Origin of the sequence: Streptomyces sp. NPDC056734 (assembly GCF_042790455.1) — a bacterium.
In the GTDB taxonomy this organism is placed as follows: domain Bacteria; phylum Actinomycetota; class Actinomycetes; order Streptomycetales; family Streptomycetaceae; genus Streptomyces.
In genome coordinates this window covers 85,506-108,471 of sequence record NZ_JBHTZD010000010.1, presented here as the reverse complement: position 1 = coordinate 108,471, position 22,966 = coordinate 85,506, and the positions used below count along the sequence as shown (strand labels likewise).

Here is a 22,966-nt window from a genome sequence, read left to right as displayed (position 1 = left end):
ATCAAGCCTCGTGGAAGAAGCCCACATTGACGCTGCGCGGCGCCGTGCGGTCCTGGATGATCAGCTCGCCGCTGCCGCCCCTGGGCAGCGCCACCGAGCCGCCGTACACGAGGGGCTGCGCGTACTCCCCGACGATCAGCCGTACTTCCGAGGACGGCTCCGCCTGGGAGCCGCGCAGCCAGGTCACCCGCCAGCCGCCCTCGGGCCCGCACCGGAACTCCAGGTGGACCCGCGAGACGAACAGCCAGTCCTCCGGCGGCGCCAGCCGGCACACCGACGTGTCGCGTCCCACGCGCAGGACCGCGTCCGGCTCGCTGGGCGCGTCGGCCATCTGCATACCGGCCGTGGCACCCGAGTCGGCGCCGGAGACGGCGGCCATGGTGAGTTCGAGCACGTGCGCTCCCCTTGAGAAATCCCTGTGACAAACCTGTGGAACAGCCCTGAGACGGCCCGTGGAACGGTCCGTGGAACTGCCTTGTGCGGCGGCCCCGTTGATTGCCGCCGCCGCATGATAAATCGCCCGGCGTGGTGGCGTCCGGCACAATGGGGTTCATGACCGAGCGAAAGCCACCCGGGGTCAGCTTCGAGTCCTGGACCGACCACCAGATCCGCGAGGCGGAGGCCCGCGGCGACTTCTCCCGGCTGGCGGGCGCCGGAAAACCGCTGCCGAGCGAGGTCGAGGAGCCGTACGACGCGCTGTGGTGGGTCAAGCGCAAGATGGCCCGCGAGGGCTTCTCGGTGCTGCCGCCGGCCCTCGCCCTGCGCAAGGAGGCGGAGGACGCCCTCGCCGCCGCCCTGACCACCGCGTCCGAGTTCCGCGCCCGGCAGATCATCGAGGACGTCAACGCCAAGATCCGCGCGATGATGTTCCGCCCGCCGCCCGGCCCGCCCCTCGGCATGAAGCCGTACGACGTGGAAGACGTCCTGCGGCGACGGCGTGAGCGGGCCGAGGGGGCCGAAGGGGCCGGGGGGACTGAGCGGGCCGGGGGGACTGAGCAGGCCGAGGGGACTGAGCGGGCCGAGGAGCAGGGGCCCTAGCCCTGCCCGGCTCCACAGCCCTCCCGTCACCCCCGTCACTCGTCACTCGTCACTGAAGCCTCCGCCCCTCCCCCTCCTCCCCCGGCTGCTCGCTCCGCGCCCCGCAGAGTTCCTCGTTGAGTTCCTTCACCAGGTGGACGAGGTCGGTCGGGCGGTCCGGGCCCCACCAGTCGCCCAGGAGGTCCGTCAGGGAGGACTCGCGGGCCGCGTACAGGCGCTCGGCGACCTGTTCGCCCTCGGGCGTGAGCCTCAGGTCCAGCCCCTCGCGGGCGCCGAGGCGGCGGGACTCGACCTGGCGGGCCGCCTCCAGGACGACGGTCAGCGGGACCGGGCCGCGCTCGGCGAGACGGCCCGGCTCGACCGATCCGTACCGTTTCATCCGCAGCAGCATCCAGCTGGCGGCGGGCAGCAGGTCGTAACCGGCCCGCGCGGTGATGTCCTGGTAGATCTCCCGGCGGCCCTCGCGGGTGCCGAGCACCGACAGGGCCCGGCACACCTCGTCGCGGGACGAGCGTTCCACCGGGTTGCTGGCGAGCGTCTGGGTGGCGTCCGGGGCGGTCACGCTGGCCCGCAGCCGGTCCTCCTTCAGGAACCAGGCCAGGACGAAGCCCAGGAGGGCGACCGGAGCCGCGTACAGGAAGACGTCCGTGATGGAGGAGGCGTAGGCGTCGAGGGCGGCGGGGCGCAGGGCGGCCGGGAGTTCGGCCAGGACTGCCGGGTCGCTCTCCAAGGTGCTGACGGAGACACCCGGCGGCAGGGGAGTACCGCGCAAGGCGTCGGCGAGCCGGTCGGCGAGCCGCCCGGCGAAGATGCTGCCGAAGATCGCGACGCCGAAGGACGCGCCGATCGAGCGGAAGAAGGTCGCGCCGGAAGTGGCGACGCCCAGATCCTCGTAGGCCACCGCGTTCTGCACGATCAGCACCAGTACCTGCATGACCAGGCCGAGGCCGAGGCCGAAGACGAAGAAGTAGGCGCTCATCAGGGCCGTCGAGCTGTTCAGGTCGAGCTGGTGCAGAAGCAGCAGGCCCAGCGCGGTGATCCCGGTGCCCGCGATCGGGAAGACCTTCCAGCGGCCGGTGCGGCTGACGATCTGCCCGGAGGCGGTGGACGCCAGCAGCAGCCCCACCACCATCGGCAGAATGTGCACGCCGGACATGGTCGGCGTGACCCCCTGGACGACCTGGAGGAAGGTCGGCAGATAGGTCATCGCGCCGAACATCGCGAAGCCCACGATGAAGCTGATGACCGCCGCCAGCGTGAAGGTCCGGATCCGGAACAGCTTCGGCGGCAGTACGGGCTCGGCGGCCCGCCGCTCGACCCCCACGAACACCACCGCGAGCACCACCCCGGCCACCGCCAGGGCGATGATCTGCGGCGAACCCCACGCCCAGGTCGTGCCGCCCAGCGAGGCGACCAGCACCAGGCACACCGCGACGGTGGCGATCAGGAACGTACCGAGATAGTCGATGACATGCCGCTGCGTCTTGCGCGGCAGATGCAGCACGGTGGCGATCACGATCAGGGCGACGATCCCGATCGGCAGATTGATGTAGAAGACCCAGCGCCAGCTCAGATGCTCGGTGAACAGCCCGCCGAGCAGCGGCCCGAGCACACTGGCCGCGCCGAACACCCCGCCGAAGAGCCCTTGGTAGCGTCCGCGCTCGCGCGGCGGCACCAGGTCCCCGACGATCGCCATCGACAGCACCATCAGCCCGCCGCCGCCCAGCCCCTGGAACGCGCGGAAGCCGATCAGCTGGGGCATGTTCTGCGCCACCCCGCACAGCGCCGAGCCGATCAGGAAGATCACGATCGCGATCTGGAAGAGCCGCTTGCGTCCGAACTGGTCACCGAGCTTGCCCCACAGCGGGGTCGCGGCCGTGGAGGCCAGCAGATAGGCGGTGACCACCCAGGACAGATGGTCCAGTCCGCCGAGATCGCTGACGATCGTGGGCAGCGCGGTGGAGACGATCGTCTGGTCGAGGGCCGCGAGCAGCATCCCCATCAGCAGCGCGCCGATGGAGACCAGCACGCTCCGGGACACCTGCCCGTCGCCGTCGGGGGGCGGCTGCGGCGGAGCGCCGTCGTGTGTGTTACCGGTGCCGGTCACACCATGCGCATCCCCGGCCATACGGACCTCCCCAGGCTCCCGTTCGCCACCGTGTCCCACTCATTGTCCTCCCCATCGTGGTCGGTGTGACGGGTTATGACCTGTTGAGTCCCTTTGGAATACGAGACTCCGCCCTCAATATCGGGGCTTGCCCCAAAGGGCCTCCACGGGATCTGCATAATTCCTGGAGTCCACTAGGGAGGCGAACACGTGGTCGATACGGAGGGGCACCGCTGCCCGGAGTGCGGCGCGCCCCGCGAGCCGGACGACACCCCGTCGTGCGCCTGTGGCCGCCGGGCGTCCGACGCCCTGCGCGACGCCCGTACGGCGGAACAGGCCGCGGCGGAGGACTTCGACCCGCTGCGGATCCGCCCGTACATCGACCTGGACGGCGCCCGGTCCGAGGACCCTGCCGAGGCCCCTCCGGGGGACCCGGACGCGACGATGACCTTGCGGGCGGTGGCCGCGCCCGTGCCGGTTCCCGCGCATGTGGAGGCGTTCGAGGGGCGTTCGGGGCCGGCCCTCACGGCCCCCACGGCCGTCGCGGTCGCCGGGTCCGGCGGGGAGACTGTCCGGCCCCGGCGCCGCAAGGCGGTCCTGATCGCGGTGGGCGGGGTCGTGGTCACGGTCCTCGCGGGCGCCGGTTTCGCCGGCGGGCTGTTCTCGTACGACAAGCCGTCCCGGGACACCGCGATGCCGGACGACATACGGGAGGCCGTGCCGGACGCGTCGACGACGGCCCCGTCGGCGACGCCGGGCGCGGTCGCCGAGTCGGCGGCGCCGGCGTCCGCCTCCCCGTCCGCCGCGACGTCCCCGAGCCCGTCGTCGTCCCCTTCGCCGTCGCCGTCCGCATCCGGTACGGCGTCGGCGTCGGCGTCCGCGAGCGGCACGCCCAGCGCTGGTCCTGGCCGGACGACGACGGCGCCGACGCCGCCCGCGAGCCCGGAGGGCGAACCTCGGCAGGGGGGCGGGGGGAGCGGGGTGGTTCTTGAGCGGGGGGACGAAGGGCCCGAGGTCGTGGAACTCCAGCTGCGACTCGCGGAACTGAACCTCTTCGTCGGGCGGACCGATGGGCGTTTCGGCCGGGATCTGGAGAGCGCCGTGAGTACGTATCAGTGGGCGCGGGGGGTTCGGGCGGAGGAGTGGGGGGTGTACGACTCGGCGACTCGGGTGGCGTTGGAGGGGGAGACGGCTGAGCCGTAGGTTTTTCTGCGGGTGCGGTGGGGTGCGTCGTCGTTCGGGTGCGGGTGCGTTGTGGCTGGTCGCGCAGTTCCCCGCGCCCCTCGTCGTTCGGGTGCGGGTGCGTCGTGGTCGCTCGCGCAGTTCCCCGCGCCCCTTTAGGGCGTTGCCCGCGGCCCTGGCTGGAAGGGTGCTCCCCGCCCCCTGACGGCGTTCCCGTCGCCCGCGACACCAGCGCGGCCCCCGCCTCAGCCGACGCGCACCCTCAGCAAGCCGCCCGCCACCGTCTCCACCCGTACCGCCCGCAAGTCCGCTACCACCGCGTCCGGTGTGTGCAGTGCGGCTCGGGGGCCGACGCCGATGACCGGCATGCCGGCCGACCGCGCGGCGGCGATGCCCGCGCCGGAGTCCTCGAAGGCGACGCAGTCCGCCGGGGCCACGCCCAGTTCGGCGGCGCCCTTGAGGAAACCCTCGGGGTCGGGCTTGCTCGCGCCGACCGACTCGGCGGTGATCCGCACGTCGGGCAGGGGCAGGCCGGCGGCGGCCATCCGGGCGGTGGACAGGGCGACGTCCGCCGAGGTCACCAGGGCGTGCGGCAGCTCACGGAGCGACGCCATGAAGTCGGCCGCCCCGGGCACCGGTACGACCCCGTCCAGGTCCGCCGTCTCCTCCGCGAGCAGCCGCGCGTTGTCCGCGAGGTTCTGCTCCATCGGCCGGTGCGGCAGCAGTACCGCCATCGAGGCGAACCCCTGCCGTCCGTGCACGATCTTCATCACCTCGTCGCCGTCCAGCCCGTGCCGGTCGGCCCAGCGCCGCCAGACCCGGTCCACGACGGCGTCGGAGTTCACGAGGGTGCCGTCCATGTCCAGCAGGAGGGCACGGGCGGTGAGCACGGTGGGCACGGTGGCCGGCATCGACGACTCCAAGCGGGACGGCAAGAAAAGGCGGCCCCGCCCGCCGGTCAGGGAGAACAGGCGGAGCCACTTTGTTTCCGTACGATACAAAATAAGTCCGGTATCGCGCCAGTACCCCCGGAAGACTTCACCTCCCGTTCAGCGGGCGGGACCCGAAATCGGTGGGGAAGGGGCCCGGCACGCCCCCCTCAGGCCGTCACCGCCTCGTACAGGCTCCACACGCCCAGCCCGGCCATGAGCGCCGCCGCCACCTTGGTGATCAGCTTCAGCGGCACCCGCTTCATCAGGGCCTTGCCGCCGACGATGCCCAGCCCGGCCACGGCCCACAGCGCCAGCACCGCGCCCAGGCCGACGGAGAGCGGGTCGTCGTACCGCGCGGCGAGGTTCGCCGTCATGATCTGGGTGAGGTCACCGAACTCGGCGACCAGGATGAGCATGAAGCCCGCGCCGGACACCTTCCAGAAGGACTGGTCCTCCGGCTTGCGGACCTCGCCCTCGTCGTCGCCCTTCTTCCACAGCAGCACGGCGGCACCGGCGAGGAAGAGCACACCGGTGATGGCTGACACCAGTTGCTGGGGCAGCAGGGTCAGGACGCTTCCCGCCGCCACGGCCAGTGCCACATGCAGGGCGAACGCCGCCGCCACCCCGGCGAAGACGTACGACGCCTTGTAACGGGTGCCGAGGACCAGCCCGGCGAGTGCGGTCTTGTCGGGAAGCTCGGCAAGGAAGATGACGCCGAAGACCACGGCCGTCACAGTGAAGCTGATCAAGGGTTCCTCAATCGGTCGGGGGCCACCCCACCGAGAGTGCTGTACGCACTTGCGAGACACCTCGGCACGGCAGCACACTCGGCGCCCGCGCCGTACGGCACAGGCGTGCACTGCTTGCCGAAGGTCTCGCTGGCGGTCCGCGACCGGCTCGGCCGGGCGGGTCCGCCTCCGGGCGCCGGCTCGGCCCTCACGGGCTGAGCAGTATGTCGACGGTCCGGCGAAGAGCTACTCCCCTTCTGCGCCGTCCATGCTACGCGACACCCCGCACGGCGTACGAGTGAGAAGGCCCACGCCGGAGAAAGCCCACGCCGCCCGTTCCCGGCCCGGCTCCCGGAAACACCCCCTCCCACCCCCTGCCCACCCCCTGCCCACCCCCTCCCCACACCCTCCGCACCAAAAAGCCCCACGTTAGATCTTGTCGTGTCATGCGCGCGTCACTAACTTCTCACCGGACGAACACCCGTTCGCAACATCGCACCGACAGCATTCCCTCGCCCGTACACCAACACCCCCACGCTCCAAGGGAGTTCGCATGTCCAGGTTCTACGCGCGTCGACTGCTCAGCACCATCGCCGCGGCCACCGCCCTGATCTCCGGCGCGGCGCTGTTCAACGCCCCCACCGCCGCCGCCGCGCTGCCCACCCCGGTCAGCGCCGCCACCGCCCGCACCTACCTGGCCTCGCTCACCGTGGCCACCGAGAACCGCACCGGCTACAACCGGGACCTCTTCCCGCACTGGATCACCCAGTCCGGCACCTGCAACACCCGCGAGGTCGTCCTCAAGCGCGACGGCACCAACGTGGTCCAGGACTCCGCCTGTGCCGCCACCAGCGGCAGCTGGTACTCGCCGTTCGACGGCGCCACCTGGACCGCCGCCGCCGATGTCGACATCGACCACCTCGTCCCGCTCGCCGAGGCGTGGGACTCCGGCGCCGGCGGCTGGACGACCGCGCAGCGCCAGTCCTTCGCCAACGACCTCACCCGCCCGCAGCTCATCGCGGTCACCGACAACGTCAACCAGTCCAAGGGCGACCAGGACCCGGCCACCTGGATGCCGTCCCTCACCTCCTACCGCTGCACCTACGCCCGCGCCTGGGTCCAGGTGAAGTACTACTACGGCCTGTCCGTCGACACCGCCGAGAAGACCGCGCTCACCAGCTACCTGAGCGCCTGCTGACCGGCCACCCGGCGTCCCGCTGACCCGGCCCGGCCCGCCGCCCGCCGACCGGACCCCCGGTTTTCCCGGCGCGGAACCTCCCCGTGGGTGCCCGTCGTTCCGTACCGTACGGGGCTACCGAACGGCACGAGAAGGCGGGCGATGACGTGGCGGAACTGCGCCTGGGACCACTGCTGAGGTACGCCGACGGCACCTCGGCGACCGTATGGGTGGAAGCGAGCCGTCCGTGCGCCGCCGAGGTGCGCTGCGCGGACGGCTCCTCGGGCGGCTCCCGCACCTTCCAGATCGCCGGGCACCACTACGCGCTGATCCCGGTGACCGGTCTGTCACCGGGATCGCAGCCGTCGTACGAGGTGCTGCTCGACGGCGTGCGGGTCTGGCCGCTCGACGGCTCGCCGTTCCCGCCGTCGGTGATCCGCGCCCCGGCCGACGGGGACACCGTCCGGGTGGCGTTCGGCTCCTGCCGGTGGGCCGCGCCGCCCGTCGGCGAGCCCGACCCGGTCGGTCCGGACGCCCTGGACACCCTGGCCGCGCGGATCGCCGCCGACCCGGCCGCCGAGCGCCCGGACGTCCTGCTGCTCCTGGGCGACCAGGTGTACGCCGACGAGACCTCCACGGCGACCCGCCGCTGGCTGGCCGCCCGCCGCGATCTGGGCGAGCCGCCGGGCAACGAGGTCGCGGACTACGAGGAGTACACCCGGCTCTACTACGAGTCCTGGCTCGACCCCGAGGTGCGCTGGCTGCTGTCCACCGTGCCGTCCTGCATGATCTTCGACGATCACGATGTCATCGACGACTGGAACACCTCCGCCTCCTGGCTCGCTGACATGCGTGCCACCGGCTGGTGGCGGGAGCGGCTGCTGGGCGGCCTGATGTCGTACTGGGTCCATCAGCACCTCGGCAATCTCTCCCCGGCCGAACTGGCCACCGACCCGCTCTACGCGTCCGTACGCACCACGCCCGACGGCACCCACGCGCTGCGCGCCTTCGCCGCCGAGGCCGACGCCGATCCGGCGGCCGTGCGCTGGAGCTACCGGCGTGACTTCGGCCGGGTCCGGCTGCTGATGGTGGACACGCGTGCGGCCCGGGTGCTGGACGAGGAGCAGCGCTCGATGCTGAACCCCGGCGAGGCCGACTGGCTGCGCGCCCAGGCGCTCGGGTCGCCGGGGTCGTACGACCATCTCCTCATCGGCACCTCCCTGCCCTGGCTGCTGCCGCACCTGGTGCATGACGCGGAGGGGTGGAACGCGGCGCTGTGCCGGGGCGACAAGGGGCCGCGCTGGGCGCGGTTCGGGGAGAAGATGCGGCGGGCGGCGGACCTGGAGCACTGGGCGGCCTTCCCGGCGTCCTTCGAGGCGCTGGCGGCGCTGATCGCGGAGGCGGGCTCGGGGCCGGGCGCCCCGGCGACGGTGTGTGTGCTCTCCGGCGATGTCCACCACGCGTATGTCGCCGAGCCGAAGTGGGCGAGCGGCGGGCCGGACGCGCGGGTGCTCCAGCTCACCTGCTCGCCGGTCCACAACTCCATCCCGATGTCGATCCGGGTCGGCTTCCGTTTCGGCTGGAGCCGGTTCGCCCGGGTGCTGGGCCGCCGGTTCGCCGGGCACGGCCGGATCCCGCGCCCGTCGATCGACTGGCACAAGACGGGCGGCCCATGGTTCGGCAACCAGCTGATGACCCTGACCCTGCGCGGCCGGGCGGCGACCCTGCGGCTGGATCAGGCCCGGGAGGCGGGAAGGGGCGGGGCGGACAGTGGGAGCGGGGCGCGGCTGACGACCGTACGGGAGTCGGTGCTGACCGAAGGATGAGCGAGCCGTGCGGCAACTGTGATGTGCGGGGCCCGCGTTGGCTTCCGTGACGACCGACGGCATGATGAGGCGGGCCGTCCCGCTGCCCAACGGCCGGAACATCACCCACATCACCCACATCACCATCCACTCCAATGCGCCCCATACGCCCGGGAGTCACCCTTTTGTCTATAGCGAACGCGGAGCCCGGCCCCACGTCCCAGGTCTCCGCAGTCTCCGTCGCCCTGGTGGGCGCCGGCCCGCGCGGCACGAGTGTGCTGGAACGGCTGTGCGCCTCCGCCCCGGAACTCCTGCCTCCGCACGCCGAGCTGACCATCCATGTGATCGACCCCGCCCCACCCGGACCCGGCCGGGTCTGGCGCACCGAGCAGTCCGCCGAGCTGCTGATGAACACCGTCGCCTCACAGGTGACCCTGTTCACGGACGACAGCGTCGACTGCTCCGGCCCGATCCGTCCCGGCCCGAGCCTGTACGAGTGGGCGGCCGGCACGCTGGGCCCCGACACCTACCCGACCCGCGCGCAGTACGGACGCTATCTGGAGTGGGTGTTCGAGCGGACGGTCCGTGCGGCACCGCCGTCCGTGCGGGTGGAGACGTACCGGGCGCGGGCGGTCCGCCTGGACGATGACGGTCCGGGCGGCGGCCAGCTCCTGGCGCTGGACGACGGGCGCCTGCTGACCGGCCTGAGCGCGGTCGTCCTGGCCCAGGGCCATCTGTCCCTCGCACCGGCGGCCGAGGAGCGGCGGCAGGCGGCGTACGCGGCGGAACACGGCCTGTGTCATGTCCCGCCCGCCAACCCGGCCGACGTCGACCTCTCCCCGCTGGCACCCGGCGAACCGGTTCTGCTGCGCGGCCTCGGCCTGAACTTCTTCGACCACATGGCCCTGCTGACCACCGGCCGCGGCGGGCGCTTCGTCCGTGCGGGAACGTCCCTGCGCTATCTCCCCTCCGGCCGCGAGCCCCGTCTGCACGCCGGTTCCCGGCGCGGCGTCCCGTACCAGGCGCGCGGCGACAACGAGAAGGGGCCCTTCGGGCGCCACCTCCCCCGGGTCCTCACCCCGGAGGTCATCTCCGGCTTCCGCAAACGCGCGGACTCCGGGGACGCGCCCGACTTCCTCGCCGAGGTGTGGCCGCTGGTGGCGAAGGAGGTCGAGACCGTCTACTACGAGACGCTGCTGGCGGGCGCGGAGCGGGGGGCGGGGTTCGCCGAGCGGTGGCTCGGGGTGCCGCACGGCGACGACGAGGAGGCGCGGCTGCTGGACGAGTTCGGGGTGGGCGGCCGGGACCGGTGGTCGTGGGAGCGGATCTCGCGGCCGTACGCGGGAGAGCGGTTCGCGGACCGGGCGCAGTGGCGGCGGTGGCTGCTCGGGCAGTTGCGCGAGGACGCCGCCGAGGCCGCGCGGGGCAATGTGCGCGGGCCGCTGAAGGCGGCCCTCGACGTGCTGCGGGATCTGCGCAACGAGATACGGCTCGTGGTCGATCACGGCGGGCTCGGCGGTGCGTCCCGCCGTGACCATCTCGACCGCTGGTACACCCCGCTCAACGCCTTTCTGTCCATCGGCCCGCCCCGGCGCCGGATCGAGGAGCTGGCCGCGCTGGTGGAGGCGGGTGTGGTGGAGGTGCTCGGCCCCCGCCTTGAGGTGCGGTGCGCCGAGGGCGCGTGGGTGGCGCACTCCCCCGACGTACCGGGGTCGCGGGTGCGGGTGACCTCGCTGGTGGAGGCACGGCTGCCGGAACCGCGGCTGGAGCGCACCGCCGACGAACTGCTCGCCGGGCTGCTGCGGACCGGGCAGTGCCGGGCCCATGTGGCCGACGGGTACGGGACGGGAGGGCTGGATGTGACGCCCCGGCCGTACCGGCTGCTCGACCGCCGGGGCGTGGCCCATGCCCGGCGGTTCGCGTTCGGGGTGCCGACGGAGGGGGTGCACTGGGTGACGGCGGCGGGGGCGCGGCCGGGGGTGGACTCGGTGACACTGTCGGACGCGGACGCGGTGGCTCGGGCGGTGCTGCGGGTGGGGGCGGAGGAGGCGGGTGTGACGGGGTCGGGTCCTGGGTCGGGTCCGGTGGTGGGTTCGGCTTCGCGGGCGGGGTGAGCGGAAGACGTCCTTCCGTATCGGAAAGGCGCCCTTCCGGTGTGGGAGGGCGCCTTTGGTCCGTGGCGCTCAGGCCGTGCCCGCCGCCCAGCCGAACGGAACGGTGAAGCAGCCCACGCGGGTGCCGTGGTTGCCGGGCTGGGAGTGGACGATCACGGAGGACGCCTCGCCCCGGCGGAAGTTCCAGTCGTGCCGCGCCTCGGCCGCTCCGGAGCCGGAGCGGTCGGCGGTGAAGTCGAGCCACACCTCATTGTCGGGGTTGGCGTCGGCCGGGTTGTCCGACGGCTTGTTCTGGTAGTGCCCGCCGGCCGCGGTCGGGTCGGTGCCGCACGGCTTGCGATGGACATGGACGCCGTAGTCGTGGCCCGGTTTCATGCCCCTGACCCGGAGTTTCACGGTCGTCGCCCCGTTCGGCGCGGAGTCCTGGGCCACTTCGATCCAGGCACCGGCCGGGACCAGCTCCGGATCGTACGTCAGCGCCGCGGACGGCACGAGGGCGTCCGCCGGGGCGAACCGCGCGTCCGTACGCATCGCGTACCCCGACTCACGGGTGGAGGCGGTCACTCCGCCGTTGTCCGTACCGGCCGTTCCATGAGCACTGCCCGCGCCCGCCATGAGCACGGCCACAACGACCGCGCCGACGCGCATTCCTGACACCATGATGATTACGTTCCTCACCTTCAGCCCGTCTCCGGGCATCCCCCCGCGTTACCTGTCACCTCCGTTGCTACGGGAGGCACGGGCCCGGCGCCCGTCGGGGCGGGGCAGGTGGGTGAACGAGCGGCGGGTGAACGAGCAAGGGGTGAACGGGATGTGCCGAACACACGAGCCCCCCGTGAATCCCGTGTCACACTCCCGGCGTACGCTGTATGGCTGGCAAGGCCGCTCCTGCCGTTCCCTCGCGACACCGCGGCACGTCCGGTCCACGGGGGGAGACTCGGGGAGTCCCGTTGTTCGAGAGTGTGGGGGCGCTGGCCGCGAGCCCGTGGATATACGCGCTGGTGGCACTGTCCGTGCTGCTGGACGTGTTCCTGCCGGTGCTGCCCAGCGGGGTCCTGGTCATCATGGCGGCGACCGCCGCTGCCGCCGGGTGCGGGGCGTCGGGCGACGAGGTGTCGGCGTACGCCCCGTCCCTCCTGGGTCTGACCCTGTGCGCCACCACGGCGTCCGTCCTCGGCGACCTCGCGCTGTACCGGCTGGCCCGGCGCGGCGGGGACCGGCTGGACCGCGCCATCGCCCGCTCACGCCGGCTCACCACCGCCCAGGAACGGCTCGGGCTCACCCTGTCCCGCGGGGGCGGTGCGCTGGTGGTGCTGGCCCGGTTCGCGCCCGCCGGACGCTCGGTCGTGTCGCTGATCGCCGGGGCGGCCCAGCGCCGGGTCCGTGACTTTCTGCCCTGGTCCGCGCTGGCGGGCCTGTCCTGGGCGACGTACAGCGTGGCGCTCGGCTACTTCGGCGCCCAGTGGCTGGGGGCGACCTGGCTGACGACGGGGGTGTCGGTGCTGGCGCTGGTGGGGGCGGGCTCGGTGGCGGGGTATGTGATGCGGCGGGAGCCGGAGGTGTCGGAGGCGGGGTGACCCACCTCCTCCGGCTCCCTGCCCACCGGCCTCCTCGCCGGTCTACCCAGCGGCCTGCCTCACCGGGGCCGGGGTCTTCGCCGGCGCCGAGCCGCGGACCTCCAGGTCGCTCAGCAGGTCGGCCGTGGCCCGGGCGATCACCTCGACGGCGTGGTCGAACACCTCGCGGTTGTGCGCGGCGGGCGCCCGGAACCCGGACACCTTGCGCACGAATTGCAGGGCGGCGGCCCTGATCTCGTCTTCCGTCGCCTCTTCCGGCAACGCGGGCGGGCGGAGCGTCTTGATGCTGCGGCACATGCCCCCAGTGTCCCGCGCCCGGTCCCGTACCGCGACAACCCTGCGATGATCCCCCGCGAGGCGGCCACCGGCACCCGGGGTCGACCGGAGAGAGGAGCCACCCGCGATGGCACAGGACAGGAACATCACCGGCGCGAAGAACCCCGGCGGCGGGGCCGGTCCCGGCGAGATCGGCGCGGTCGCCGTCCTCGGACCGGGCGGGGTCGGCGGACTGCTCGCCGCGCTGCTCGCGCGGGCCGGTCACCGGGTGATCTGCCTGGCCGGCGAGGAGACGGCCCACGCCCTGCGCACCTCGGGGATCCAGGTCCGCAGCGCCCGGTTCGGCGATTTCCGGGCCCGCGTGGAGGCGGACACCGTGCTGCGCGAACCGGTGGACGCCTGCCTGATCACGGTCAAGCACCCGGCCCTGGAGGTCGCGCTCACCCGTGTCCCGCCCGAGGCCATGGGCGACGCCCTGCTGGTCCCGCTCCTGAACGGCGTCGAACACCCCGCCGCCCTGCGCGCCCGCTACCGCCCGGGCCGGGTCGCCCCGGCCGCCATCCGCGTGGAGTCGACCCGTACGGCACCCGGCGAGATCGCGCACGGCAGCCCCTTCGCCGAGATCGATCTGACCGGCACCGGGGTTCCCCGCGCCCGTCTGGACGCCCTGGCCGCCGCGTTCACGGCCGCGGGCCCCACCGTGCGCGTGCTGGACGACGAGACGGCGACCCTGTGGGCGAAGATGGCGTTCCTGGCCCCGCTCGCCCTGCTCACCACCCGTTACCGGGTCCCCGTGGGCGAGATCCGCACCCGCCACCGCGCCGAGCTGACCGCGCTGGTCGAGGAGACCGTGGCCGTGAGCCGTGCGTGCGGCGCCCCTGTCGACCCGGCCGAGGCCGTCGCCCGCTACGACGCCTTCCCGCCGGCCACCAGGTCCTCGATGCAGCGCGACGCCGAGGCGGGCCGCGCCCTGGAACTGGACGCCATCGGCGGCGCCCTGCTGCGGGCCGGGTCCCGCCACGGCATCGCGGTCCCGGTGGCGTCCCGCCTGGTGGGAGAGCTGGGCGGGTCCACGACCTGAGGCCCCCACCCCGCACTCGCACACACATCCGAAACACCCGTTCGAAGTAAGCCCCTGTAGACGCTCGCCCCGCAAATTCGAACAGGCGTAGCATTACCGCGTGGCGACGACCTTTGACTTCCCAAGCGATCTCCTCGCCGGCCAGGAGGAGCTGCACCAGGTCCGGGCCGAGCTGTCCGCCCTGCTCAAGCGGCTGCCCTGGTCGGTCGAGCCCCTCGACGGCTTCAGCGACGACAACGGCTGGCGCAGGATCGAGCGCCCCGCCTCCCCGGGCTGGACCCCCGACGACCAGGCCGAGATCGACAAACTCCGCCGCCGCGAACACGAACTGGCCGTCTTCGTCACGACCCACCGCTACTGGTCCGCCTTCACCGGACCGGACCAGGTCGACGCCCGCACCTACCTGAAGCACGCCCGCGAGGCGGCGGAGCGGGAGGACGGGGACGGAGCCGGGGCCGGGTGAGGGGGCCGGGGCCGGGTGAGGGGCCCCACACACGAAAGCCCCGGTCGTTTCCGACCGGGGCTTTCCACTCAGTTCATCTGGTGGGCGCGGACGGTTTCGAACCGCCGACATCCTGCTTGTAAGGCAGGCGCTCTACCCCTGAGCTACGCGCCCAGACGAGTCGACAGCCTACATTGCCGGGAGCGGTGCCCCGCAAACCCCTTGTCCGGCCCGGCGTTGATACCCCCCTCCCCCTCCAAGGCCCGGCCGGGGGTTACCCCCACCCCCGATCCGGGAGCGGGCCGGATCCCCCTGGTGCGCCCGTTTCCCTACCGTCGAAGCAGAGACCGCAGAGACCGCAGAGATCAAGGGACCAGGGGGAGACCGGCATGAGCCGTTCCGTTTCCATGCGCAGGGCCGCCGTGGCCGGAGCCGTCGTGGTCGTGATGGCGGGCGGCGTGGCGTGCTCGGCGTCCGCCGCCGACGACACGGAGCCCGAGAGCCGGTCCTTCGCCCTCAAGGGCAGCACCCTCACCGTCGACTCCGACGACGCCGATCTGGAGATCATCGCCTCGGACGATCAGGCGGCCGGGAGCGTCGGGGTCACCCGCTGGTTCCAGGGCTCGGTGGTGGTGGGCAAGGAACCCGAGGTCACCTGGTCCATGGACGACGACCGGCTCACGCTGCGGCTCCAGTGCTCCGGCTTCGTCGCGGACTGCGCCGCCCGGCACCGCATCGAGGTGCCCCGTGGGATCGCCGTCGAGGTCCAGGACGACGACGGGAACGTCCGCGCCGAGGGGTTCGACGAACCGCTCGGCATCCGCACCACCGACGGCACCGTACGAGTCTCGGGCACCAGCGGCGCCCTGGACATCCGGACCACCGACGGCAGCGTCCATGTCACCGACTCCACCGGCCCCATGAAGCTGCGCACCGATGACGGAGACATCCGGGCCGAGGCCGACTCCCGCGAGGTCACCACCCACAGCGGCGACGGCTCGGTCAGCCTCGAACTCGGTGTCGTCCCCGACCGCGTGGAGTCCCGCGCGGGAGACGGCAATGTCACCATCACGCTCCCCCGCGCCGGCTACCGGGTGAGCACCGAGACCGGCGACGGCGGCGTCGATGTGTCCGTCCCCCGCGACGACTCCAGCGACCATGTGGTGACCGCGCGTACCGGCGACGGCAAAGTGACACTCCGCACGGCGAACTAACCGGCCCGTGTGTTCGTCCTTAACGGGTGGGAGAATGACATCCGGGCAGGGCGAACGACAGCACGGGAGAGGGATGTGACGGCGACACCGACTCAGCCGAACTCGCCGCTGGTGCCGTCCGCACGCCCCGCCGCGCCGCCCACCGGCCGGCACCCCCTGCGGCACCCCCTGTGGGACGCCCTCACGCTGGCCGCCCTGCCGCTGGTAGCGGCCCTGGCGCTGCCCGCCGCCTTCGCCGGTGGCGGCACCCGGCGCTGGTTCGGCGGGCGGGCCGAGAGCCAGCGCGCCGAGGCCCAGGCCGCCAAGGACGCCGCCGCGGCCGCGTTCTACGAACTCGACACCGCCCAGCGCGATCTGCGGATCTCGATCGAGACGATCGCCGCCGTCGACGACTCCCCCGCCGCCCGCCGGGCCGCCGCCGACTTCGCGGCCCTCGGCCACCGCATCGACGAGGCCAGCCACCAGTACATCGGCGCGGTCGACGCCCACGATCTCGACCGCGACGACCTGGAGGCGTCCGCCGCCGGACACGCCCGCACCGAGCTGACCCGGGCCAAGGACGAGCTGACCCGCGTCAAGCGGGACCTGGACCGGTTCGCCGACGGGCTCGGCCCGCTGCTCGGCAAGGCGGAGACCCAGCTCGCCCGCCTCGCCCCCGCCGTGGAGCGCGCCCGGCAGTCCCTGCTCGCCGCCTCCAACGCGCTGGATGCCGCCCGCGCCGCCGGGCTGCGCGCCGATGACCTCGCCGCCCGGCTCGCCGCCCTCGCCCCCGACCTGACCAAGCTCAACCAGGGCGCGGGCCAGCATGGCGTCCCGCACACCCTGGAGCGCGCCGAGCGCGTCGCCCGCGAGGCCGAGACCATCCGCGCCGAGGCCGACCGGCTCCCCGAGCGGGCCGCCGAGATCGATCACCGCCTGGTCTCCCTGCGCACCCGCGCCCAGGCCCTGACCACCCGCGCCGGGCAGGTCGAGCCCATCCTGAGCGAGCTGCGGCGCCGCTTCACCGCGGCCTGCTGGCAGGACCTCCAGCGCGTCCCGGACCTCGCCGAGGACAATGTCCACCAGGCCGAGCGGAAGCTGACCGAGGCGCAGACCGCCCGCGAGGCCCAGCGCTGGCCGGACGCCACCGCCCTGCTGTCGACGGTCCGCGCGCTGCTGAACACCACCGACGACGCCGTCTCCGCCGCCGGGGACCGGCTGCGGCGGCTCAACGCGGTGCAGAAGGATCCCCAGGCGGAGATCGAGCGGACCCGGTTCGCCATCCGGGACGCGCAGCGCCTGGCCATGGCGGGCCGCCACACCCCCGACCCGCGCCACGCCCGCCCCCTGGACGACTCCGTGGCCCGGCTGGAGCGGGCGATCACCACGCTGGAGGGCCGCCACCCCGACTACTGGCACTTCCTCACCGAGACCGAGGCCGTGCGCCGGGCCGTGGCCCACGTGGTCTCCCTGATCCGCGAGGAGCGCGGCGGGGGCGGCGGAGGCCACTGAGCGGTTGCCGCCGTTACCGCCATTGCCGCCGTTGCCCCATCCGCGCGGCGGGCGGATATTGGGGGGTGAGAGCCCGTACGGCCTCCGCTCGCGAGCCAAGGGAGGCGGAACATGGCCACACAGGCACTGCGCCCGGGAACCAGGCGGCGCATCCGGCTCGACGAACGCCTGCCCGTCGACCACCGTCTGAGCACGGTGTACCGGATCGGCGCGGGCCTGATGGGCCTGGGACTGATCGCCTTCGGCATCCTCGGGCTGACGGACCACATCGGTTTCTTCGACACCGGCGGCGACCAGGTGCTCGGCCTGAACAGCAACGGCGCCCTGAGCGTGCTGTCCATCTGCGTCGGCGTGCTGCTCTTCGCCGGCATGGTGATCGGCGGGAACGTCGCCTCCACCCTGAACATGACCTTCGGCATCCTCTTCATCCTCAACGGATTCCTGAATCTGGGCCTGCTCCAGACCGACTACAACTTCCTCGCGTTCAAGATCCAGAACGTGCTGTTCAGCTTCGTGGTCGGCATCCTCCTGATGACCTTCGGCATGTACGGCCGGGTCGGCTCGGCCCTCCCGCACGACAATCCCTACTGGCGGGCCCGCCACCCCCAGGCCGCCGCGGCCGAGGAGGAACGCGCCCGCGCCGCCCTCACCCCCGCGCCGTCCACCGAGACGCCCCGGACGCCGCCACGGGACGCCAGCTAACCTGTGGGCATGCCTCGCTACGAGTACCGCTGCCGTACCTGCGGCGACACCTTCGAAGTCAGCCGCCCCATGGCCGAGTCCGCCGCCCCGGCCGACTGCCCCGGCGGTCACGCCGACACGGTCAAGCTCCTGTCCACCGTCGCCGTCGGCGGCACCGCCTCGGCGGGTCCCGCCCCGGCCCCCGGCGGCGGTGGAGGTGGCGGCTGCTGCGGCGGGGGATGCTGCGGCTGACCCTCAGGTTCTCTTCAGCTTCAGGTCTCTACTGTCCTCGGCATGACAGCCGCCGCAGCCCCGCCACAGTGGATCACCGACCTGATGGACACCCTGGGCGCCCCCGGGGCGGGCCTCGCCGTGGCCCTGGAGAACCTCTTCCCGCCGCTGCCGAGCGAAGTGATCCTGCCACTGGCGGGCTTCGCCGCCAGCACCGGACAGATGAGCCTGTACGGGGCTCTGCTGTGGACGACCGCGGGTTCGGTGGCCGGCGCGCTCGCTCTGTACGGGGTCGGCGCGCTGCTCGGCCGGGACCGCACGGTCGCTCTCGCCGGGCGGCTGCCGCTGGTGAAGGTGTCGGACATCGAGCGGACGGAGGCGTGGTTCGACCGGCACGGCACGAAGGCCGTGTTCTTCGGGCGGATGATCCCCGTCTTCCGCAGCCTGATCTCCGTACCGGCCGGGGTCGGCCGGATGCCGCTGCCGGTCTTCCTCGGCCTGACGGCCCTGGGCAGCGCGATCTGGAACACGGTGTTCGTGCTCGCGGGCTATCTCCTGGGCGAGAACTGGTCCGAGGTCACCACGGTGGTGTCCGCCTACTCGAAGGTGGTCCTGGCCGTCGCCGCCCTCACGGTCGCCGCCTTCGCAGCCCTGCGCCTGCTGCGCCCGGGACGCGGCCGCAGACGGGCCGGGCGCGGAGGCCGGGGCCCTGCCGGGCAGGTCCCCGACCCGGGCGACGCGCGGGAGCCCGCAGGGGTGACGGCGTACGCCGGGTCCGCCGTGCCTGGCGGGCGACCGTAGCGGGCCGGGGGCGGTCTACCGGGGCGGTGGGGGTGGCGGCTTACACCGGGGGCGCCCTACCGAGGCGCTGGCGGGCAAGAGCCGCACCACAGACGCACGGCACGGGAACCCCGTAGGCCCGGGACCACCCGCCCGCGCGCCCCTGGTCCCGCGCGGGCGCGGCTAGCGTGGTCCTCCCGCTGCCCGGAGGAGTTCGCGGAGGATGCGCTCGCCCGCCAGTACCCCCCGCTCGGGCAGGGCGGTGACCGTGGGGGCGGTCCAGTCGGTGTCGGCCAGTTCGCCGTGGCCCGGGCGCCAGGCATGGTCGGCGGCGAGCAGGAGGTCGGCGTCGAGCAGGGAGTCGCCGGCGGCGAGGGTGAGGTCGGCTCCGGTGCGGCGGGCGACCTCGCGCATGGCGGCGCTCTTGGTCAGCGGCTTGGGGACGGCGTAGATCTTGCGGCCCTGGAGGGAGACCGTCCAGCCGCGGTTCTCGGCCCAGACCGCGAGGTCCTTCACCCAGTCCTCGGGCAGAAGGTCCCGCTCCACGACGAGATAGGCGAAGAGATCGTCGGCGACCCGGTGCTTGCGGACCCACTCGGGGTCGCCGGTGGACTCCAGGTGGGCGCGGACCTCGGCCAGCGGGGCGCACTCGTCGGCGAGGCGGGCCGTCACCCGGGCGTGCCAGGCGGGGTCCCAGACGCCGTCGACGAGGAGGTGGCCGCCGTTGGCGCAGATCGCGAAGCGCGGGGGCGGGCCGGGGAGGCTGATGCGCTCGTACTGCTTGCGGGTGCGGGTGGTGGTCGGCACGAAGACCGTGCGGTCGCCGAGGTCGGTGAGCAGTCCGGCCGCGGTCTCGGTCAGGTAGGACAGGGGCTTGCTCTCGTGGACCTCGACGCAGAGCAGCCGGGGGGCCCGGGCGTCGGGCATCGTCAGCGCGAGAGCCGCGGCGGAGTAGATGAGTGTTCGGTCGAGATCGCTCGCCACCAGCACGGGCATCAGAGCGCCACCGCCTTTCCGTCGGCGCCGGTCGCGCCGCGCGTGTACTTGGGATGGATCAGCCCCACGCAGGTGTAGGGGAGTTCGGCGACCTCTTCGACGGGGACGCCCCGCTGTTCGGCGAGCAGGCGGACGTGGTCGAGGTCGGGGCCCGCGCCGGCCCGGGCGAGGATCTTCCAGGGCACGCGGCGCAGCAGGACCCGGGTGGTCTCGCCCACGCCCGGCTTGACGAGGTTGATGTCGTGGATGCCGTACTCCTCGCTGATCCGCTCGACGGCGGCCCAGCCGGCCCAGGTGGGTTCGCGGTCGCCGGACAGCAGCTCCTTGACGGCGGCGTCCACGTGGTCGGCGACGTCGGGGAAGCGGGCGGCGATGGTGTCGAGGAAGGCGTTGGAGAGGTCGGCGCCGGCGAGTTCGCGGTAGAACTTGCCGCCGTGGAAGTCGTCCGGTCCGACGAGGTCGGCGCGCAGGACCGTACGGGATATCAGGCCGGAGACGGTGGAGTTGAGGCAGGCGGAGGGGATGAGGAAGTCCTCGCGGGTGCCGTAGGTGCGTACGCAGGAGCCGGGGTCGGCGAGGACGGCGATCTCGGGGTCGAAGCCGCTGACGCCGTGGTCCTGCTCGAACTGGCGGATGGCGTCGGCGAGTTCGCGGGTGATGGCGCCCTTGCCGGTCCAGCCGTCGACGAAGACGACGTCGGCGGGGTCGTGGCGGTCGGCGAGCCAGCGCAGGGCGTTGGCGTCGATGCCCCGGCCGCGGACGATGGAGACGGCGTAGTGCGGCAGGTCGAGGCCGTGGCGGTGCTGGGCCCAGCGGCGCATCAGGATGCCGATGGGGGTACCGGCGCGGGCCAGGGAGACGAGCACCGGGCGCGGGGAGCGTTCGGTGAGGACGGTCTCGGTGACGACGCCGACGGCGCGGGCGATCCGGGTGGCGGAGGTGGCGAGGGCCGCGTGGAACAGCCGCTGGTACTGGTCGCTGGGCTGGTACTCCACGGGCAGCGACTCGGCGTAGTGCGCGCCGCCGCTCTGGATCGCCTCCTCGCGCTCCTCGGTCGGGGCCTCCAGGGTGACATCGGACAGGTCCTGGAGCAGCCAGCCCACCTCGTCCGGGGCGTAGGAGGAGAAGGCGGGGCCGCGGAGGGGCTCGGGCAGCATGGCGGATCTGGCTCCGGGGGAGGCGTGGGCGGGAGCGGGGACATGGCTGGGCACGACCGCGAGCAGGACGTGCCCGGTGTGGTCGGCGAGCCGGGCGAGGAGGCCGTCGGGGGCGTGCAGGGCCGGGGTGTCGGCGGTCGAGTCGACGACACAGACGACGGCGTCGAAGCCGGCTCCGGCGACGTTGTACGTGTAGCGCTCGCCGGGGCCGTCGGCGGGGTCGTCGTGGGCGGGGAAGACGAGGCGGCTGCGGATGGCGTAGCCGGGGTCGTCGACGGCGAGGACGGGCGAGCGGGTGGTGGTGGAGAAGCGGAGGTCGGCGCCGGGGAGGAGTTGTTCGAGTTCGCGGGCGAGGCGGAGCGGGGCGTACATCAGTTCCTCGCAGCCGAGGACCAGGACGCGCCCGGCGTCGGCGGGGAGGGCCTCGGCGAGGCGGGCGCCCATGGCGGGCAGGGCGGCGTCGAGGCGCCTGCGGTGGGCGGGGGTGAAGCCGTGCCGGCCGCCGTCGGGGAGACCGGCGGGCCAGCCCAGGTCGACGCGGGTGAGGGCGGCGGGGCGGGGGGTGCCGGGTACGGCGTTGGCATGCGGTTCGTGTGCGGCGACCAAGGCCTGGCCCTTCTCCAGTACGCCGTCGGGGAGCAGGACGGTGCCGCGGGCGGCGGTCACGAGGTCGACGCGGGCGCCGATCTCGACGGCGAACTCGGTGAGGCGGCCCTGGTCGGCCGGGGAGCGCATGTCGACGAGGGCGACGACGACGTAGTGGTCGCGGGGGTAGCGCTCGTGGAGGGAGCGGATGGTGTTGAGGATGGTGTTGCCGGTGGAGAACTCGTCGTCGACGAGTATCAGCGGGCCGTCGCCCGCCAGCAGGGTCCGGTCCTCGGGGAGGAGCAGATGGGAGGTGGCGTGGGAGTGGGACTCCTCGAAGCCGCCGGCGGGGGCGACGCCGGGGACCGGGCGGCGGGTGGAGTGGAGGCAGGGCGCGGTTTCGAGCCCGTCGGCGACGGAGTGGCCGAGCCCGGTGGCGGTCTCGGCGTAGCCCAGGACGACGGCCCGGCGGGCGAGATCCTCCCCGAGCAGTTCGCGGACCCGGCGGCCGAGGGTGAGGCCGTACCCGTGGACGACGGAGGGCGACTGGGGGACGTGCTTGCCGAGCACGTTGGAGACCAGGAGGTGCGCCCGCCTGGGATTGCGCCGCAGAGCGAGCCCGAGCAACTCCGGCAACCGCTCGTCCCCCCGAAGCCCGACCCCGAGCCGCGCGGCGACCCACTCCCCGGACCAGACGCCCCCGACGCCTCGGGCCGGGCCGACGCCGTGGCTTCCGTCCGGCTGGTCGGCGTCAGGGGGCCCGTCCGGCTGGTCGGCGTCACGGGCCCTGCCCGACTGGTCGGCGCCACGGACCCCGCCCGACTGGTCGGCATCACCGGCCCCGCCCGGCTGACGGTAGGCACCGGCCCCGCCCAATGTCCCGGCCTCGGCGATGCGGCCGGCTCGAAGGGCATCGCCGGTGCGATCAGCACCGTCGGCCCCGGCCGACCGCCCCGCCCGGGCACCCCCGGCGGCACCAGCAGCACCAGCAGCACCAGCAGCACCAGCAGGAACACCACCGCCCATGCGGGCGACACCGTCGTCCCCGTCCAACCGCCCGGCCCCGGCGACATCGCCGACGCCAAGGACACCCCCCGCGCGAGCGGCATCGCTGTCCCTCCGCCCGCCGTCGGCGCTGTCAGCCACGTCGGTCCGCTCCGCGCCGCCGATCGCCGAGGCACCCTCAGCCGCACGGCGTCCCAGGGCGGCGGCCCGGGATTCAGGGCCAGGGACGGACGCGGGTCCACCGCTCACCCGGGTGCCGGATGCCGTACCCGCCCCCACGGCCGGCCCCTCGCCAGCACTGACCGTCCCCGGCGAAACACCGGTCCCACCCGACTGATCGGCGTCACCGGCCCCGCCCGGCTCGCCG

21 protein-coding genes and 1 tRNA gene are annotated in these 22,966 nt (G+C 73.3%); 13 read left to right on the top strand and 9 right to left on the bottom strand.

Going from position 1 to position 22,966, the window contains the following annotated elements; genetic code table 11:
• Position 1: 1 nt before the first annotated feature.
• Positions 2 to 394, bottom strand: coding sequence for a hypothetical protein (locus ACFRFC_RS17225; protein WP_382686031.1), 393 nt, complete (start codon positions 392 to 394; stop codon positions 2 to 4).
• A 158-nt stretch (positions 395 to 552) separates the two neighbouring features.
• On the opposite strand from ACFRFC_RS17225, the gene ACFRFC_RS17220 reads away from it, so the two are divergent.
• Positions 553 to 1,038 (top strand): DUF1992 domain-containing protein, encoded by a 486-nt coding sequence (locus ACFRFC_RS17220; protein ID WP_382686028.1) that lies wholly within the window; start codon positions 553 to 555, stop codon positions 1,036 to 1,038.
• A 49-nt stretch (positions 1,039 to 1,087) separates the two neighbouring features.
• On the opposite strand, the gene ACFRFC_RS17215 is transcribed toward ACFRFC_RS17220, so the two are convergent.
• Positions 1,088 to 3,166 carry an MDR family MFS transporter gene (locus tag ACFRFC_RS17215; RefSeq protein ID WP_382686026.1) on the bottom strand — a complete coding sequence of 693 codons (2,079 nt, stop codon included), beginning with the start codon at positions 3,164 to 3,166 and terminating at the stop codon, positions 1,088 to 1,090.
• A gap of 189 nt (positions 3,167 to 3,355) precedes the next feature.
• On the opposite strand from ACFRFC_RS17215, the gene ACFRFC_RS17210 reads away from it, so the two are divergent.
• The gene (locus ACFRFC_RS17210; RefSeq protein WP_382686024.1) at positions 3,356 to 4,348 is read left to right on the top strand and encodes a peptidoglycan-binding protein; all 993 of its coding nucleotides are present in this window, start codon (positions 3,356 to 3,358) and stop codon (positions 4,346 to 4,348) included.
• A gap of 224 nt (positions 4,349 to 4,572) precedes the next feature.
• Here the strand turns inward: ACFRFC_RS17210 and ACFRFC_RS17205 are convergent, their stop codons facing one another.
• A complete protein-coding gene (locus tag ACFRFC_RS17205) occupies positions 4,573 to 5,238 on the bottom strand; it encodes an HAD-IA family hydrolase (RefSeq protein ID WP_382686021.1) in 666 nt (221 codons plus the stop codon).
• A gap of 188 nt (positions 5,239 to 5,426) precedes the next feature.
• Entirely contained in the window at positions 5,427 to 6,008 is a 582-nt protein-coding gene (locus ACFRFC_RS17200; RefSeq protein ID WP_382686019.1) for a TMEM165/GDT1 family protein, read from the bottom strand.
• 532 nt (positions 6,009 to 6,540) lie between these two features.
• Here ACFRFC_RS17200 and ACFRFC_RS17195 point away from each other — a divergent pair.
• The 3 genes from ACFRFC_RS17195 (at position 6,541) to ACFRFC_RS17185 (ending at position 11,083) form a co-directional block, all read left to right on the top strand.
• Positions 6,541 to 7,185: an HNH endonuclease family protein gene (locus tag ACFRFC_RS17195; protein WP_382686016.1), complete on the top strand. Its 645-nt coding sequence runs from the start codon at positions 6,541 to 6,543 to the stop codon at positions 7,183 to 7,185.
• A gap of 146 nt (positions 7,186 to 7,331) precedes the next feature.
• Positions 7,332 to 8,990: an alkaline phosphatase D family protein gene (locus tag ACFRFC_RS17190; RefSeq protein ID WP_382686436.1), complete on the top strand. Its 1,659-nt coding sequence runs from the start codon at positions 7,332 to 7,334 to the stop codon at positions 8,988 to 8,990.
• Between the two features lie 134 nt (positions 8,991 to 9,124).
• Entirely contained in the window at positions 9,125 to 11,083 is a 1,959-nt protein-coding gene (locus tag ACFRFC_RS17185; RefSeq protein WP_382686013.1) for an FAD/NAD(P)-binding protein, read from the top strand.
• 69 nt (positions 11,084 to 11,152) lie between these two features.
• Here ACFRFC_RS17185 and ACFRFC_RS17180 read toward each other — a convergent pair whose 3' ends face one another.
• Entirely contained in the window at positions 11,153 to 11,743 is a 591-nt protein-coding gene (locus ACFRFC_RS17180; RefSeq protein ID WP_382686010.1) for a superoxide dismutase family protein, read from the bottom strand.
• A gap of 290 nt (positions 11,744 to 12,033) precedes the next feature.
• On the opposite strand from ACFRFC_RS17180, the gene ACFRFC_RS17175 reads away from it, so the two are divergent.
• Positions 12,034 to 12,660: a DedA family protein gene (locus ACFRFC_RS17175; RefSeq protein ID WP_382686007.1), complete on the top strand. Its 627-nt coding sequence runs from the start codon at positions 12,034 to 12,036 to the stop codon at positions 12,658 to 12,660.
• 42 nt (positions 12,661 to 12,702) lie between these two features.
• Here ACFRFC_RS17175 and ACFRFC_RS17170 read toward each other — a convergent pair whose 3' ends face one another.
• Positions 12,703 to 12,957, bottom strand: coding sequence for a DUF2277 domain-containing protein (locus ACFRFC_RS17170; RefSeq protein ID WP_382686005.1), 255 nt, complete (start codon positions 12,955 to 12,957; stop codon positions 12,703 to 12,705).
• A gap of 106 nt (positions 12,958 to 13,063) precedes the next feature.
• Between ACFRFC_RS17170 and ACFRFC_RS17165 the strand changes: the two genes are divergently transcribed.
• Together ACFRFC_RS17165 and ACFRFC_RS17160 are read left to right on the top strand one after the other, a co-directional pair.
• Positions 13,064 to 14,017: a ketopantoate reductase family protein gene (locus ACFRFC_RS17165; RefSeq protein ID WP_382686002.1), complete on the top strand. Its 954-nt coding sequence runs from the start codon at positions 13,064 to 13,066 to the stop codon at positions 14,015 to 14,017.
• A gap of 100 nt (positions 14,018 to 14,117) precedes the next feature.
• Positions 14,118 to 14,480, top strand: coding sequence for a hypothetical protein (locus ACFRFC_RS17160; protein WP_382685999.1), 363 nt, complete (start codon positions 14,118 to 14,120; stop codon positions 14,478 to 14,480).
• A 78-nt stretch (positions 14,481 to 14,558) separates the two neighbouring features.
• On the opposite strand, the gene ACFRFC_RS17155 is transcribed toward ACFRFC_RS17160, so the two are convergent.
• A tRNA-Val gene (locus ACFRFC_RS17155) sits at positions 14,559 to 14,633 on the bottom strand.
• 215 nt (positions 14,634 to 14,848) lie between these two features.
• On the opposite strand from ACFRFC_RS17155, the gene ACFRFC_RS17150 reads away from it, so the two are divergent.
• The 5 genes from ACFRFC_RS17150 to ACFRFC_RS17130 all read left to right on the top strand — a co-directional run bounded on the left by ACFRFC_RS17150 (position 14,849) and on the right by ACFRFC_RS17130 (position 18,877).
• On the top strand, positions 14,849 to 15,673 hold the full coding sequence (locus ACFRFC_RS17150; RefSeq protein ID WP_382685996.1) for a DUF4097 family beta strand repeat-containing protein: 825 nt from the start codon (positions 14,849 to 14,851) through the stop codon (positions 15,671 to 15,673).
• Positions 15,674 to 15,748: 75 nt separating this feature from the next.
• Positions 15,749 to 17,164, top strand: a complete 1,416-nt coding sequence (locus tag ACFRFC_RS17145; protein WP_382685993.1) for a hypothetical protein — start codon at positions 15,749 to 15,751, stop codon at positions 17,162 to 17,164.
• Between the two features lie 111 nt (positions 17,165 to 17,275).
• Positions 17,276 to 17,866: a DUF4383 domain-containing protein gene (locus ACFRFC_RS17140; protein ID WP_382685990.1), complete on the top strand. Its 591-nt coding sequence runs from the start codon at positions 17,276 to 17,278 to the stop codon at positions 17,864 to 17,866.
• 9 nt (positions 17,867 to 17,875) lie between these two features.
• Positions 17,876 to 18,097, top strand: a complete 222-nt coding sequence (locus tag ACFRFC_RS17135) for a zinc ribbon domain-containing protein (protein WP_382685988.1) — start codon at positions 17,876 to 17,878, stop codon at positions 18,095 to 18,097.
• Positions 18,098 to 18,139: 42 nt separating this feature from the next.
• Positions 18,140 to 18,877, top strand: coding sequence for a DedA family protein (locus ACFRFC_RS17130; protein WP_382685986.1), 738 nt, complete (start codon positions 18,140 to 18,142; stop codon positions 18,875 to 18,877).
• A gap of 162 nt (positions 18,878 to 19,039) precedes the next feature.
• On the opposite strand, the gene ACFRFC_RS17125 is transcribed toward ACFRFC_RS17130, so the two are convergent.
• Positions 19,040 to 19,852 (bottom strand): HAD family hydrolase, encoded by an 813-nt coding sequence (locus ACFRFC_RS17125; RefSeq protein ID WP_382685983.1) that lies wholly within the window; start codon positions 19,850 to 19,852, stop codon positions 19,040 to 19,042.
• Complete coding sequence (locus ACFRFC_RS17120; protein ID WP_382685981.1) at positions 19,852 to 22,740, bottom strand: phosphoribosyltransferase; 2,889 nt, start codon at positions 22,738 to 22,740, stop codon at positions 19,852 to 19,854. The genes ACFRFC_RS17125 and ACFRFC_RS17120 overlap by 1 nt, the downstream gene beginning before the upstream one ends.
• Positions 22,741 to 22,966 lie beyond the last annotated feature (226 nt).

Coding starts and splice junctions, on each gene's coding strand:
- ACFRFC_RS17195 (WP_382686016.1), top strand. CDS start 6,541: ATGTCCAGGTTCTACGCGCGTCGACTGCTCAGCACCATCGCCGCGGCC.
- ACFRFC_RS17180 (WP_382686010.1), bottom strand. CDS start 11,743: ATGGTGTCAGGAATGCGCGTCGGCGCGGTCGTTGTGGCCGTGCTCATG.
- ACFRFC_RS17165 (WP_382686002.1), top strand. CDS start 13,064: ATGGCACAGGACAGGAACATCACCGGCGCGAAGAACCCCGGCGGCGGG.
- ACFRFC_RS17215 (WP_382686026.1), bottom strand. CDS start 3,166: ATGGCCGGGGATGCGCATGGTGTGACCGGCACCGGTAACACACACGAC.
- ACFRFC_RS17130 (WP_382685986.1), top strand. CDS start 18,140: ATGACAGCCGCCGCAGCCCCGCCACAGTGGATCACCGACCTGATGGAC.
- ACFRFC_RS17135 (WP_382685988.1), top strand. CDS start 17,876: ATGCCTCGCTACGAGTACCGCTGCCGTACCTGCGGCGACACCTTCGAA.
- ACFRFC_RS17185 (WP_382686013.1), top strand. CDS start 9,125: ATGCGCCCCATACGCCCGGGAGTCACCCTTTTGTCTATAGCGAACGCG.
- ACFRFC_RS17140 (WP_382685990.1), top strand. CDS start 17,276: ATGGCCACACAGGCACTGCGCCCGGGAACCAGGCGGCGCATCCGGCTC.
- ACFRFC_RS17205 (WP_382686021.1), bottom strand. CDS start 5,238: ATGCCGGCCACCGTGCCCACCGTGCTCACCGCCCGTGCCCTCCTGCTG.
- ACFRFC_RS17220 (WP_382686028.1), top strand. CDS start 553: ATGACCGAGCGAAAGCCACCCGGGGTCAGCTTCGAGTCCTGGACCGAC.
- ACFRFC_RS17170 (WP_382686005.1), bottom strand. CDS start 12,957: ATGTGCCGCAGCATCAAGACGCTCCGCCCGCCCGCGTTGCCGGAAGAG.
- ACFRFC_RS17150 (WP_382685996.1), top strand. CDS start 14,849: ATGAGCCGTTCCGTTTCCATGCGCAGGGCCGCCGTGGCCGGAGCCGTC.
- ACFRFC_RS17125 (WP_382685983.1), bottom strand. CDS start 19,852: ATGCCCGTGCTGGTGGCGAGCGATCTCGACCGAACACTCATCTACTCC.